Origin of the sequence: Paenibacillus chungangensis, assembly GCF_042675905.1 — a bacterium.
GTDB lineage: Bacteria > Bacillota > Bacilli > Paenibacillales > Paenibacillaceae > Pristimantibacillus > Pristimantibacillus chungangensis.
The window spans coordinates 38,604-52,493 of the sequence record NZ_JBHTJZ010000022.1 but is presented as its reverse complement, the minus strand read 5'-3'; the positions used below and the strand labels follow the sequence as shown (position 1 = coordinate 52,493).

The following is a 13,890-nucleotide window of genomic DNA, read 5'->3' as shown; positions in this document are numbered from 1 at the left end:
TACCGATTACAATAAGGTCTCGGCGCCATCGATATAGATTTCCGTGCCGGTAATATGGCTGGCATGGTCGGACGAGAGGAACAAGACGAGATCCGCCACCTGCTGCGGATGTCCCGGACCGTGCTCCAGCGGCTGACTTCCTTCCGGGTAATTGACGGGAATACTGATCTTGTCGAGCTGAGGAGTGCTGTTCGTATTCTCTCCAATGTTGGTATCGATGGCGCCAGGACAGATTGCGTTCACGCGAATATGATAGCGCGCCAGCTCCAGCGCAGCCATCTTGGCGAAGGCGACTTGTCCCGCCTTGGAAGAGCTGTAGGCGCACATGCCGAATCCCGAGAATTTCCGGTTGCCGTTAATGGAGCTTGTAATAATAATGCTGCCGCCCGACTGTTTCATGTAGGGGATGCTATATTTCAGAGCAAGGAATGAGCCCTTCAAGTTGACGTTAAGCGTCTTGTCCCAGTCTTCTGGCGTCATATCTTCAATAGGGGCCAAAGTGCCGTTAATGCCTGCGTTGGCGAACAGCAGATGAATCTGCCCGCCGAATTCGCGAGCAACGGAAGCTGCGGCGCGCGCCATTCGTTCCGGATTGGACACATCCGTATCTACGAATAGCGCCCGTCCGCCTTCACTCCGGATTTCCTCTTCCACCTCATGGCAACGGCCATCCATCAGATCGATCAGGCCGACGGCGGCGCCGTGTCTTGCCATCGTTAGCGCAGCTGCTCTTCCTATGCCAGAGCCCGCCCCTGTAATGAAGGCAGTCTTTCCGCTTAACAGCGTGCCGCTTGATGCCGACTGCACGGAATCATAGATGTTCATACCCGCGTTGCTCCTTTCAGATAGACAAGTTTCCCGCTTAGTATGATTCATTTTCAACTTTTTACCACATGAAATATTGAAAATCCACATTTCAAAATAGCGCAAAAAAGAGGCGTCTGATCAGACACCTCTATCAAGCGTTCTCAATGATTGACGATTGCCGCCGTACGAGCTCATTTCGCTTCGCTTCGCAAGCAGCCAGCTCCTTCGATAATTGCGAGACGATACGATGAATCCGATGCCGCTTATCTTCCACATGCTGAAGCGATTCGTTGATCCGCCCTTGTACGACCCAATCTGTAATGAAGCCGTCGAAGAAGTAGTCGGCGAAGGTCAGCATGCTTCCGATATCAATGGTAACATGGACATCTCGCTCTACATCTTTCAGCTCCGCCTGAAACCTGCGCAAGCGGCTTTGGGCGTTATGAATGGCCGACTTCGCCGAGTCAATCCGCTCATGCTTAATCGCTGTTGCTATCAAGCCGCCGCCTAGCATATCGTATGTGCCCCAGTTTTGCGCAGAGCCGAGCTTCTCTTTAGCCTGATCCAGCGCGCTAAGCACGGCGCGTCCGGCGGATACCGCTTCCTTCAGCTCTTTCGTATCGGCTCCTATTTCCGCTTCTTCGTCGCTTAGCCGCTTGAGCTCAGCGGCCAATTCGGGATAGGAGGAGATGATGACTTCGTTCTTTTCATTTAACAAGACTTGAATGTCATTCTGAATGAATGCGAGCGGGAGAAGGCGTTGCTTCAGTTCGCTCACTTCATCCGTTATTTCCTGTACGGTTTCGGCGGCCTCGTCGTATTTCAGCTTCGCTTGGAGCGCTTCTTCCTCTTCCTCGGTCAACTTGTCATCCTTCTTGCCGATGAGCGTGTAGAAGAATGATCCCAAACTTATTCCTTTCAGCTTTTCCACATCTCGCTGTTCTTTTTTCAGCTGCTGCTTCCACTCGTCCCGCTCGCGTGTATGCCGCTTCAGTTCCTCGGACAATTGGTTCAAGTGGCTTTCCCAGTTATGTTTTTGCCGTTCGTTTCCCCGCAGCAGGGCAAGCTGCTCGTTCAGTTCCAGAAGCTTAGGCATCGCCTGACCTCCTTATCATTAGAATAAAGGGATTAATATTTCCGGATGAGCACATAGACAATTAACCCGACAATCGGGAAGATAAGAGTGCCAATAAGGACAAGAATGGCGAATTCGCTGCTTTTGCCCATCCGCTTCGCATCTCGGTAAGCCCACACGCTCGTAGCAATATTCAGCAGGAATAAAGCGAAGAAGATGAATACCAGAATAACGCCAAATCCGAAGACAGATCCCGTTGCTGCTGACATCATAATCCTCCTTTCGCATATGCGATTTTCTTCCAGTTACGTGTGACTATTAGAAGTATATGTTATCGTAATACGCAATTCTTCCAGGGAACGTTTCGCGAACCTCTCCGGTAAGGTGAAAAGAAAAAAGTCCCCAGACATGTCATATGCCTGAGGACTGATAAAAATCAGTGACCGGAAGCCTCGCTGTCGTTCGACATGCGGAGCACTTCGAATAGCTTGAACAAGAGGCTGAGCAGGATGCCGACAATCGTTGCCAGCGCCATGCCCTTGAACTCCACATCCCCGATCGACAGCTTCACGCCGCTGAGTCCGATGACCAGGATGATCGTCGTCAAAAACAGATTCGTCGGCTTGCTGTAGTCGACCTTGGATTCGATCAACATGCGAAGACCCGATGCGGCGATGACGCCGAACAGAAGCAGGGACACGCCGCCCATGACCGGAACCGGAATGGAGGAGATCAGCACCGACACATCGCCAAGGAAGGACAGCAGGATCGCGATGATAGCCGCTCCAGCGATGACATAAGTCGAATATACTCTCGTAATGGCAAGCACGCCGATATTCTCGCCGTATGTCGTGTTCGGCGTGGAGCCGACGAAGCCGGAGATTAATGTGGATATGCCATTGCCCAGCATGGAGCGATGCAAGCCGGGGTCCTTGGATAGATCCTTGCCGACGATGTTGCTCGTCACGACCAGATGGCCGATATGCTCCGCCACGACGACTAGTGCGGCCGGCGCGATGGCGATAATCGCCGTCAAGTGGAACTCCGGCGTCGTGAATGTCGGCAGCTGGATGAAGCTGGCTTCAGCAAGTGCGTCCTTCATATCAATCATTTTCAACGGGATAGCGAGCAGGTAGCCGAAGATTAAGCCGAACAGAATTGGAATGATGCGCATGAATCCGCGGAACAAGACGGAGCCGAGTACAGTTACCGCTAGCGTAGAGGTGGACAGAATAACCGTATTCTTGTCCATCACCCATGTCTCTGCCGCGGCGGGATTGTTCGGGTCCGGTATCCATCCGGCCATGCTGGCTGCGACGGGAACGAGCTCAAGGCCGATAATCGCCACGATCGCTCCCATTGCCGCAGGCGGGAAGACGACGTCAATCCATCCGGTTCCGGCATATTGTATAATAAGCGCGACGACGGTGAAGATGATGCCGACGATGATGAATCCGCCCAGCGCGGCCGCATAGCTGCCGCCGGCTGTGGAACTTCCGATCACCGCCCCCGCAGGTGCGATGAACGCGAAGCTTGAGCCCAGATAAGCCGGGATCTTCCCCTTCGTAATGAAAATGTACAGCAGCGTGCCGATCCCGTTCATCATCAAGCAGATCGCCGGATCGACTCCCAGTAAGTTCGGTACAAGCACGGTAGAGCCGAACATGGCGAATAAATGCTGCAGACTGAGCACGATGCTCGTTGCTGCTGGCGGTCTTTCGTGAACGCCGATAGATCTCTTCATCTATAGTTGCTCCTTCATTTATAATAGTGGTGCTTGCAACAAGCCCTTGTCGATTCTACCTAGTTCGACACGTATTTGCAAGCGTTTTTTACACACTTTTCAAACTTGCGGTCCATCCGTCTTCGATCTGCGGTATTGGTTCGGCGAGACGCCTACCCAGCGCCGGAATTGACGCGAGAAGTGGTTGACAGAACGGAAGCCGAGCTGCTCTGCGATGGAGTAGACGGTCAAGTTCGTTGTCGTCAGTAGTTCCTTCGCGTTGTTCCACTTCCTTCTGCTTAAGTATTGACGCGGCGAGAGTCCATATACTTTCGAGAAGATCTTCGACAGCTGGCTGCGGCTGAGGTTCAACTGCTTCGCAAGCTCGCTAATGCTGGGAGCTTCGGACAAGCTCTGCGACAGCCTGTGCTCAACCGCATGGGCAATGTCCAGTTCATAAGCTGACGCTTGTTGCCCTGCTGCATCAGGATGGCTGTCAAGAGAATTGGCCAGTACGATCACTTCATGAATGATCAGCATGATATAGCCTTGCAGCGCCAGATGTTCGTGTGCGGCAAGCTCGATAATTCTAGATTCCGGCTCCGCCTCCCCGTCCTTCCAAGAGCCCTTGTGCATCATGGCCTCGCATTGCTGGAGCAGCCCCGGCAGTCTGCTCTCTTCTGCAGGAGAGGAGGGAATGATCAAGAACGGCGCGGCGCCGAGCCGATTGCGCACGCCGAGATCGTCGATATCGAAGTGGAAGTTGAAGAAGGCGTAATGGAATGGGGACGTGTTATGAAGGGAATGCTTCACGCCAGGCTTGAGCAGCAACCAGTCTCCGGCCTCTACGGACACCTCAATACCGTTAATATTCTGCGTGATGCCACCTTCCATGCAGCAGCTCAGCTCATACAAGTGGTGGTGGTGCTTCGGATAGGACCATCCTTGCGGCTTAATGCCGAAGTGGCAGCCGACAAGCTGGAACGTGCTCGTTGCGTTGTGGAATTGAAATAAGGTGTCCACAGCTGTCCTCCTTCTCTGTAACAGAATGTTTCACCAACTCAGATTGCATTTCCTCCCCGTAACATTGAACGAATCCAACATATAACTCAGCCAACGTAGAACGTAGCCACCTCAACACGTAGCCACTATAGAACTCATCAACTGGAACTTAACTAAATGTAGAGAACCCGGTCAACTAGAACCCAGCCAACGTAGAACGTAGCCACCTTATCATTCAACTAACTGGATTTTATGTCTTTTATTTTCCGGAATTATCCTCTGCATGATAAAGAACTGGATTTCTTGCAACTATTTTATTCGTAAAAGGAGCTGAGCTCCTATTTGACCAATTCTAACTGTACTTTTTCCATGTAAAGTGTGCGCGAACGATGATTTTTGGAAAAATAAGTGCACAAAATCCATTTATTAATTGCAAAGGAGGGAGGGTGATCATAATAACTCCCCATCCCACGTCCAAATCTATGATCGCGATCTATCGTCGTCGCAATAGATGTCTGCATTCTAAAAATGGGGCGATCGGGTAATCAGCGTTCACTTCACTAGCATTATAACACGGCATAAGCTTAACTTTCGGCACAAAAGGTTAACTTTATGCGTATTTTGTGCATTGTGAGCTTGCCCGTATTCTGACTACTATTAAGCTATAGCAATATAGAAATATAGCAATTACATTAGGAGGAGTTCCCTATGAGCCTATTATCTTTGGATAGCAAGCAAATGATGCTGGATGGCAAGCCGATTCGTCTCATCGCCGGAGCGATTCATTATTTCAGAGTGGTGCCGGAGTATTGGGAGGACCGGCTGCGGAAGCTGAAGGCATGCGGCTTCAACACGGTGGAGACATATGTGCCATGGAACTTCCATGAGCCAAAGGAAGGACAGTTCCAATTCGAAGGCATGGCCGACCTGGAGCGCTTTATCAGAACGGCTGGCGATCTCGGCTTGTATGTCATCGTTCGTCCGAGTCCTTATATATGCGCGGAGTGGGAGTTCGGAGGCCTGCCCGCATGGCTGCTGAGCGACCCAGGCATGCGGCTGCGCTGCTATCACAAGCCTTACTTGGACAAGATCGACGCTTATTATGATGAGCTTATTCCAAGAATCGCTCCGTTGCAGTCGACGAAGGGCGGACCGGTCATCGCCGTTCAGATCGAGAATGAATATGGCAGTTACGGCAACGACATCAAGTACTTGACCTACCTGAAGGATGCGTTGCTGGAGCGCGGCATCGACGTTCCGCTGTTCACATCGGATGGTCCGACGGACTTCATGCTGCAAGGCGGCATGGTGCCTGGCGTATGGGCGACCGCGAACTTCGGATCGCGCTCCGAGGAATCGTTCGCCAAGCTGCAGGAGTATCAGCCCGACCAGCCGCTCATGTGCATGGAGTATTGGAACGGATGGTTCGACCATTGGGGTGAAGAGCATCACACAAGAGATGCGGCCGACGTCGCGCAAGTGCTCGACGATATGCTGGCGGCCGGCGCGTCCGTCAACTTCTATATGTTCCATGGCGGCACGAACTTCGGCTTCTACAGCGGAGCCAATCACGGCGGGAAGTACGAACCGACGATTACAAGCTATGATTATGACGTGCCGGTCGGGGAGAGCGGAGACATTACGGAGAAGTTCCATGCGGTGCGCGAAGTGATCGCCCGTTATGAAGATATCGGCGAGCTGGAGCTGCCTCCAGCCATTCCGAAGAAGAGCTACGGCACGGTAGCGATGACAGCGTACGCTTCGTTGAACGACTCCGTGGAAGGACTGGCTACCGTCGTTCAGAGCACTTGCCCGGAGCCTATGGAGCTGGTGGGACAGAACTACGGCTTCATCCGCTATACGACGAAGCTGAGCGGGCCGCGCGAATCCAGCAAGCTGAACATTCAGGAAGTTCGCGATCGTGCAATGGTATTCGTCGATGGCGAATACAAAGGCGTGATCGAGCGCTGGAATCCGGATTCGACAGTGGAATTCGCGGTTCCCGCAGGGGGCGTAACCGTCAGCGTGCTGGTGGAGAACATGGGACGCGTCAATTACGGACCGCTGCTGAAGGACCCGAAAGGCGTAACGGAGGGCATTCGCTTCGGCCAGCAGTTCCTGTATGACTGGACGATTGAATCACTGCCGCTGGACGATCTCGCCAGCCTGAGCTTCCAGCCTATCGGGCAGTCGAAGGTGCAAGCGAATCAGCCTGCATTCTTCAAGGGCGAGTTCCAAGTGGATGAGCCAGCCGACACCTTCCTGAATGTGAAAGGCTGGACGAAGGGCGTCGCTTATATTAACGGCTTCAATCTGGGCCGCTACTGGGAAGCCGGTCCGCAGGAGACGTTGTACATTCCGGGGCCGCTGCTGAAGCAAGGCGCCAACGAGCTCATTCTGTTCGAACTGCACGGCAGCGCGAAGCATGAAGTGGCGCTGCAAGACTACCCGGTATTGGATCGTAGTTCTGCCGAGTAGGACTGGATCTGTGCAGACCGTTCACCTCCGATGAAGCGACAGATAAGAGAGAGACAAGACGAAGGTCGCATCAGACCTTCGTTTTTCCTCTTTGCCGCTTCCGGAAGGAAAGCAGGCACTGGATGGCGAATTTTTATAATCAGACTGACCAGTCTGACCATGATTAAGATGAAGGAGCTAACGCTATGACACAGCAATCGCAAGGCTTTGAAACACGTTGTCTCAGTTCATTAAGCAAAGTATTCCCGCAAGCGGAGCTGCAGGACGCGCCAATCCAGACCGGAACGGCGCTATGGAACGAAGTCTATTCGTTCCAGGTTGCTTATCGCTCCGATCGGCTGATCAAAGGCATAAGAGTGGAACTGGATTCTGAGCTGGCCCCCTATGCGACAATTCGCGCCGTCGGCTTGTCTCCTTCAGAGATGCCAGCCTACGCGGAGACAGATTCTAATTACATAACGACAGAGCCAGGCTTGTTCCCCGACGTCTTGTATCCTGTTGCGGAGAGCGAAGGGCTACGCGCGCTGCCGAACAGTTGGCGTGCCGTCTGGGTAACGGTGAAGCTGCCAGCCATGGAAGCGGGACTGGCGGGCAAGGGCAAGACGGCCTCCTTATATGACATCAAGTTGACGCTCAAGGAGCAGTCCGGCGAGGTACTCGGGCAAGAAGAGTTCCGGCTGGACATCATTCCGGCAGAGCTGCCTGAGCAGAAGTTGATTCATACGGAGTGGTTCCATACCGATTGTATCGCGACGCAGTACGATGTTGACATCTTCAGCGAAGACCACTGGAAGTTGCTGGACCGATATGTCCGCAATGCGGCGGAGCATGGCGTGAATTTGCTGCTGACGCCGCTGTTCACCCCGCCGCTGGACACGGCTGTCGGAGGCGAGCGGCCAACCGTGCAGCTTGTCGGAGTGGAGAAGACAGGCGATGGGGGGTATCGCTTCAACTTCGATAAGCTGGACAGATGGATCGGCATGTGCCGCTCGGCAGGCATCCGCTATTTTGAGATGTCGCATCTGTTCACGCAATGGGGAGCGAAGCATGCGCCCAAGATTATGGCGACGGTCAACGGGAGAGAGGAGCGCATATTCGGCTGGGAGACGGATGCAGCCAGCGAGGAATATGCTGGCTTCCTGAATCAGTTCCTGCCACAGCTCGTCTCCTTCATCAAGGACAGAGGGCTGCAGGATGCGGTATACTTCCACGTGTCGGATGAGCCGCAAGCCGATCACCTGGAACCATACAAGCGGGCAAGCGAGCTGCTGCGCCGCCACCTGGGCGGCTTCAAATTCATTGACGCCTTGTCGGACTATTCCTTCTATGAACATGGGCTGGTGGAGATTCCCGTACCGTCCAATGATCATATGGATGCCTTCCTGGAAGGCAACACCAATCCGTTATGGACGTATTATTGCTGCGGACAGTTCCGTGAAGTGTCCAATCGCTTCTTCAGCATGCCTTCGGCGAGAAATCGTGTACTTGGCCTGCAGTTATACAAGTTCGACGTACAGGGCTTCCTTCATTGGGGCTATAACTTCTGGTACAGCCAATACTCCACGCGTGTCATCGACCCCTTCTGCGTTACCGATGCCGTATGCGCGTTCCCGTCAGGCGATGCGTTCGTCGTCTATCCGGGCGAAGAAGGTCCGATCGATTCCTTGCGCTGGGAAGTATTCCGCGAAGCACAGCAGGATCAGCGAGCGCTGGAGCTGCTGGAATCGCTGGCCGGACGTGACAAGGCGCTGGAGCTGATCGAGCATGGCTTGGCGGAGCCGCTGCACTTCAAGCGCTATCCGACCGATATGGCATGGCTGCTGGACGTCAGGGGGCGCATCAATGCTGCCATATCCGCGGCATTGACGGCAAGCGCCAGTCAGTAGCGATAAGAACATGCCCCTGCCGGTTACAGTGATTATTCGTTTCCCGGCAGGGGCTTGCCCGCTATGTGGGCGGAATTTGACATTACGCGCGGAATGGAGCGATCAGCATGGCCCTGATGCGCAAGCTTACGATACGATCGCAGATTTTCGTCATCTCCCTGCTAATGGCGCTTGTCGTCATGTTTATGTTGTCTGCAAGCTATCTTCAGATGGCCAAGATTATCAGCTTGAACAATGACAAATTCACCAGTGATCTGATTGGGCAAATGAAGGGAACGGTGTATGCCAATAAGGATGTGCTGGAGAGGTTGATGATGAATATCGCCTTCAATATGGATGTTCAAAATTTCCTTGTAGAGGAAGATAAAGTACAAGCCTTCCTGCTTGCGAAGCGGATTGACAGTCTGCTTATTAACACCAGTACCTTGAAGGAGGGCATATTGGACATCGTCATCCTTGGCGCAGACGGTCGCTGGATGGATATTGCGGAAGGCAGAAGGGTGACAGAGTCCTACCAGGGAGCAATCCCGCAAGACGAGTCTTTTTATTATTACGGCTTACAGCAATTCGGCGATCGGTACGCGCATGAGAATGTATTCCTGATCGGCAGCAGAATCAAATACTCACAGCCCGGAGAACTGTTCAATCAGTCGGTCGGGACGTTATTCTTCGTAGTATCCCCCCAGGCGCTAATCAGTGAAATTGATCAATTGACGAAAGAAATGAATGCGATTACATTTTTCATGGACTGGCAACGCAAGGTTGTGTCCGGCAATGATCAGCTCCAAGCGGGAAGCGAGCTTCAGTTTCTGGGCGATTTTCGCTCGGGCTCCGTATTGAGGGAGACTGAATGGGAAGATAAGCGTTACATTACGCATACGGAATATTTGCCGGAAATTAAAAGCTCCATCGTCAGCATGATACCGAAGGATGAACTCATGCGCGATATGAATGCGATTCGTCTTTTTTTTATTCTCATCTTTCTGGTCGGCGCTATCGTTATGGGGTTGATGTTCAAGGTCGTCACGAACAATATATTGACGCCGCTCAAGAAATTGATGACGTTCATGAACACGGTGAGACGGGGAGATCTTGGCAAGCTGCGCAACAGAATCGATCTGGACGGGTATGTCGAGATGAGTCTGATGGCTAATCAATTCAATGACATGCTGAACAAGATCGACTCCTTGACCCGAGAGCTGCTGGACACGCACGCCACCCTCTATGGAACGGAGTTGGAGAAGAAGAAGGCAGAGCTCGCTTATTTGCGAAGTCAGATCAACCCGCACTTCCTGTACAATACACTGGAGATGCTTAAGGGGATGGCCGCGGTGAAAGGGGCAAAGGAGATCAGGGACGCCGCAGCATCTCTAGGCAGCATCTTCCGCTATACGATCAAGGGAGACGGAATTGTACCGCTGCATACCGAGCTGTCGATCGTGGAGTCCTATCTTCAAATTCAGCGATTGCGATTCGGGTCCAGATTCAGCGTAGAGCTGTCGATCCACGAGGACTGTCAGGACATTCTGGTGCCGAAAATGATCTTGCAGCCGCTTGTGGAGAATGCTGTCTATCACGGGCTGGAGCCGAAGGAGGAGCATGGAACGCTTCGCCTGTCTGGCATCATGGACGAGACAGGCGATTTCATCCTGACGATAGAAGATGATGGAGTGGGAATGGATGAGCGGCGGCTAAAAAGACTGCAGGAGCTGACGTCTTCGGAATCGGGGCATTGGCCGAGGGAGGACAGCAACAGCAGCATCGGCTTCTCTAATGTGGATGCCAGACTGAAGCTGACATACGGACAAGGCTACGGCTTGCAGGTAACGAGCGTGTTAATGCAAGGCACGACTGTAACGATGAAGCTTCCGACGAAAGGAGACATGCTCAGATGAGCTGCAAAGTGCTGCTGGTAGACGATGAAGCTTGGGTGGTGGAAAGTCTGAAGGCCAGTGTCGACTGGGGACGGCTTGGCTTCGAGGTCGCGGGCACGGCACTCAGCGGCCAGGAAGCGCTGGCGATGATGGATAGCATTCGTCCAGATGTCGTATTCACCGACATCCGAATGCCGGGAATGAGCGGGCTGGAGCTTATCAAGCGGGGCGGCGAGTTGCATGCGCACACCCGGTTCATCGTAGTTAGCGGTTATGCGGAATTCGCATATGCCCAGAAGGCGCTGGCTTATGGCGCGCTGGCTTATTGTCTGAAGCCGTTCGATGAGGACGAGATTGTCTCGATTCTTGGCAGGATCAAGAAGGGCAGGGAGACGAAGCGGCCAACGGAAGAGAGCGCCTTGCATCTGTACCTGGAGGACCCCGGAGTAGAACACGGCAGCCGACTGTTAGAGGAATGGATGGCATGCGGAATCCTCTCGGAGAGCGGGCTGGAGGTCGGTGCAATCGTATGCACGACTGCACCTGGTGCGGAGCTTGCCTCTCACGCTCAGGAACGGAGCCACTATGTGAAGATCGGTAAAAACAAGTATGTGATCATCGTGCCCTGGGAGCAGTTGGAGGAGATGATTGAGCGGGAGAGCGTGCAGTTGTCCGCTGATTTGAAGGGAATCGGCGTTAGTGGGAAAGTGACGGAGCTGGGCATGCTGCGAAAGGCGATAGAAAGCGCCAGCCATCTGTCGGACGGCTACTTTATGACGGGCCGGTCAGCCGTATACCGTCAACATGCGGCATCGCCTTACGAATCGTTCAAGGAAAGCTTGAAGCAACTGGATCAGGCAATACGAAGCGCCGACGTAGCAGCCGCAGGCCGGACGTTCGATGCGCTTGCGCTACAATTCCGCGAACACCGCTACACCGTTCAGCACGCACTTCAACTGTACAATATTGTATATTCGTTCATGTACCGCTACAGGGCGGATGCCGCTGACAATATGCTGTACAGCCATGATCTGCTGCTCAGTCATTACGGGAATGCCGGTGAGATGCTTCAGGAACTGAGACAATTCGTCAGCAAGAATATTCTAGAAGCGCCCGAATATAGTTCGGCGGAGTCAGGCAATGAGACATTCCGGAACATCCTGCACTATGTCAATTGGCATTTCCTGGAAGAATTGTCGATACAGAGTTTGTCCCGCATGTTTTACACCAGTCCCAGCTATATTAGCCAGCTGTTCAAGAAGGAGGTGGGAGAGACGTTCACTTCCTATATCGCCAAGCTTCGGATCGGCTATGCTTGCGAGCTGTTGGCGGATACTGAACTGATGGTGGGAGAGATCGCGGAGAAGGCAGGCTATGCGGACTATTTCTATTTCACGAAGATATTCAAGAAGATCATTGGCAAGACGCCTTCGCAATTTCGTATGGAGATGCTTTGAAGGCCTTATGTACAATATTTAGTTGTTGATTGGCCTGCCCCTAGCGATAGGGGCTTTTTATGTACAATAAGTATGCAATTCCATATATACCAATCGTCTGCGGCTTCATTTACAATGAATCGTACAACAATTGAAAGCGCTTCATTAAAATCGATGATACAGGGGGAAGAGTCATGAAAGCAAAATGGTTGTCGCTATTACTTGTCCTGGTGATGGTATTCCTATTCGCGGGCTGCTCGTCCGGAGAATCGTCTGGTAGCAATAACAATGAGGAAGTGTCTAAGGCGACAGAAGCTCCCAAAGCGACGGAAGCTCCTAAAGCGACCGAAGCCCCTCCATCCAAAGCTCCCGAGAATGAAGTAATCGACTTAAAGGGCAGAACGATTCGGATCGGCCAGTGGTGGGGAATGGAAAACTACTTGTCGGAGGAAGAGAAGGAGCTGCAACGCAAAGCAGAAGAGAAGTTCAACGTAAAGATTGAATATGTGACGGTGCCGTTCGGAGAAATTCAATCCCGGATTATTACGACGTCCGTAGCAGGCCAGCCGTTCGCCGATATTATTATGATTCCGCTGGAATGGTCGATTCCGAAAATGGTGAGCGAGGGTTATATTCAGCCGATCGACGATCTGGTAGATATGAATGACCCCAATTGGAATCAGATTATGCTCAATTACGGCAAATACAATGGCAAGCAGTACAGCTTCACCGACAAGGACAATAATGGCCACGGGTTCTATTATAATAAGACGCTCATTCAACGGAACGGACTGGAAGATCCGTATGAGCTGCAGGAACGCGGAGAGTGGACGTGGGATAAGTTCCTGGAGATGGCCAAGGCGGTCACAAAGGACGGCACGTTCGGCGTGGTGCCGCCGTCGACTCCTTCCGACTTAGCGATTCCGCTTATTTACTCTAATAATGCTTATGTGACCAAGGATGACCAGATTACATTCGACAATCCGGAAGCGATGGAGGCGCTGCAGTTCGTATCCGATCTGTATAACGTGCACAAGGTAGTCGGCGGAAGCTGGCCGGAAGGAACAGCGCTGTTCTATCCCAACTATCGCTGGGCGGCATTCGACTTCAATAAGAACATGGCGGACGACTGGAGCTACGTCTTCTTCCCGAAAGGCCCCAATGCGGATAACTACGTCGTGCCGACGCCAATCAATATGTGGCATCTGATGAGCGATGTGGAGAATCCGAAGGAAGTAATGGCTGTATGGAAAGAACTGTACGAGCGTGATCAGGTCAAGAGCAAAGATGCGGTAATTCGCGCAGAGGAGGCCAACTTCAGAAATCAGGAAGGCTTGAATACGCTGCGTAAAATGTTGGGGAACGGAACCGTGCTGCAATTTTACGCATATGAAGGATTGGCGAACTACTTTAATGAAGCGATCAATAATATCACGTCCGGCAACGGCACGCCGGCAAGCGAAATGGCCAGAATCAAGCCGCTGGCGCAAGCAGCGATCGACGTTACCTTGAAAAAGTAAGCGGATGAACAATAGGTATTCGGCAGGCACCCCAATCGGCTGCAACAGTCCGGCGGTTGGGGTGTCTCTCATAAGCGGGAAAGGGGTGT

General features: G+C 52.6%; 10 protein-coding genes. 5 read left to right on the top strand and 5 right to left on the bottom strand.

Features of this window, described 5'->3' with window-relative positions; all coding sequences use genetic code 11:
* Positions 1 to 6: 6 nt before the first annotated feature.
* The 5 genes from ACFQ2I_RS14335 to ACFQ2I_RS14315 all read right to left on the bottom strand — a co-directional run bounded on the left by ACFQ2I_RS14335 (position 7) and on the right by ACFQ2I_RS14315 (position 4,628).
* Entirely contained in the window at positions 7 to 825 is an 819-nt protein-coding gene (locus ACFQ2I_RS14335) for an SDR family oxidoreductase (RefSeq protein WP_377565131.1), read from the bottom strand.
* A 133-nt stretch (positions 826 to 958) separates the two neighbouring features.
* Positions 959 to 1,903, bottom strand: a complete 945-nt coding sequence (locus tag ACFQ2I_RS14330) for a hypothetical protein (RefSeq protein WP_377565129.1) — start codon at positions 1,901 to 1,903, stop codon at positions 959 to 961.
* A gap of 32 nt (positions 1,904 to 1,935) precedes the next feature.
* Positions 1,936 to 2,151, bottom strand: coding sequence for a hypothetical protein (locus ACFQ2I_RS14325; RefSeq protein ID WP_377565127.1), 216 nt, complete (start codon positions 2,149 to 2,151; stop codon positions 1,936 to 1,938).
* Positions 2,152 to 2,318: 167 nt separating this feature from the next.
* A complete protein-coding gene (gene uraA, locus ACFQ2I_RS14320; protein ID WP_377565125.1) occupies positions 2,319 to 3,626 on the bottom strand; it encodes a uracil permease in 1,308 nt (435 codons plus the stop codon).
* Positions 3,627 to 3,725: 99 nt separating this feature from the next.
* Complete coding sequence (locus ACFQ2I_RS14315; RefSeq protein WP_377565123.1) at positions 3,726 to 4,628, bottom strand: AraC family transcriptional regulator; 903 nt, start codon at positions 4,626 to 4,628, stop codon at positions 3,726 to 3,728.
* 687 nt (positions 4,629 to 5,315) lie between these two features.
* Here ACFQ2I_RS14315 and ACFQ2I_RS14310 point away from each other — a divergent pair.
* From ACFQ2I_RS14310 to ACFQ2I_RS14290, 5 genes are all read left to right on the top strand, one after another.
* Entirely contained in the window at positions 5,316 to 7,085 is a 1,770-nt protein-coding gene (locus ACFQ2I_RS14310) for a glycoside hydrolase family 35 protein (RefSeq protein WP_377565121.1), read from the top strand.
* Between the two features lie 185 nt (positions 7,086 to 7,270).
* Entirely contained in the window at positions 7,271 to 8,971 is a 1,701-nt protein-coding gene (locus ACFQ2I_RS14305; RefSeq protein WP_377565119.1) for a DUF4091 domain-containing protein, read from the top strand.
* Between the two features lie 107 nt (positions 8,972 to 9,078).
* Positions 9,079 to 10,866 (top strand): sensor histidine kinase, encoded by a 1,788-nt coding sequence (locus ACFQ2I_RS14300; RefSeq protein ID WP_377565117.1) that lies wholly within the window; start codon positions 9,079 to 9,081, stop codon positions 10,864 to 10,866.
* On the top strand, positions 10,863 to 12,302 hold the full coding sequence (locus tag ACFQ2I_RS14295) for a response regulator (protein WP_377565115.1): 1,440 nt from the start codon (positions 10,863 to 10,865) through the stop codon (positions 12,300 to 12,302). The genes ACFQ2I_RS14300 and ACFQ2I_RS14295 overlap by 4 nt, the downstream gene beginning before the upstream one ends.
* 173 nt (positions 12,303 to 12,475) lie before the next feature.
* Entirely contained in the window at positions 12,476 to 13,801 is a 1,326-nt protein-coding gene (locus ACFQ2I_RS14290) for an ABC transporter substrate-binding protein (protein WP_377565113.1), read from the top strand.
* Positions 13,802 to 13,890: the final 89 nt, after the last annotated feature.

Coding starts and splice junctions, on each gene's coding strand:
- ACFQ2I_RS14325 (WP_377565127.1), bottom strand. CDS start 2,151: ATGTCAGCAGCAACGGGATCTGTCTTCGGATTTGGCGTTATTCTGGTA.
- ACFQ2I_RS14295 (WP_377565115.1), top strand. CDS start 10,863: ATGAGCTGCAAAGTGCTGCTGGTAGACGATGAAGCTTGGGTGGTGGAA.
- ACFQ2I_RS14300 (WP_377565117.1), top strand. CDS start 9,079: ATGGCCCTGATGCGCAAGCTTACGATACGATCGCAGATTTTCGTCATC.
- ACFQ2I_RS14335 (WP_377565131.1), bottom strand. CDS start 825: ATGAACATCTATGATTCCGTGCAGTCGGCATCAAGCGGCACGCTGTTA.
- uraA (WP_377565125.1), bottom strand. CDS start 3,626: ATGAAGAGATCTATCGGCGTTCACGAAAGACCGCCAGCAGCAACGAGC.
- ACFQ2I_RS14305 (WP_377565119.1), top strand. CDS start 7,271: ATGACACAGCAATCGCAAGGCTTTGAAACACGTTGTCTCAGTTCATTA.
- ACFQ2I_RS14290 (WP_377565113.1), top strand. CDS start 12,476: ATGAAAGCAAAATGGTTGTCGCTATTACTTGTCCTGGTGATGGTATTC.
- ACFQ2I_RS14330 (WP_377565129.1), bottom strand. CDS start 1,903: ATGCCTAAGCTTCTGGAACTGAACGAGCAGCTTGCCCTGCTGCGGGGA.
- ACFQ2I_RS14310 (WP_377565121.1), top strand. CDS start 5,316: ATGAGCCTATTATCTTTGGATAGCAAGCAAATGATGCTGGATGGCAAG.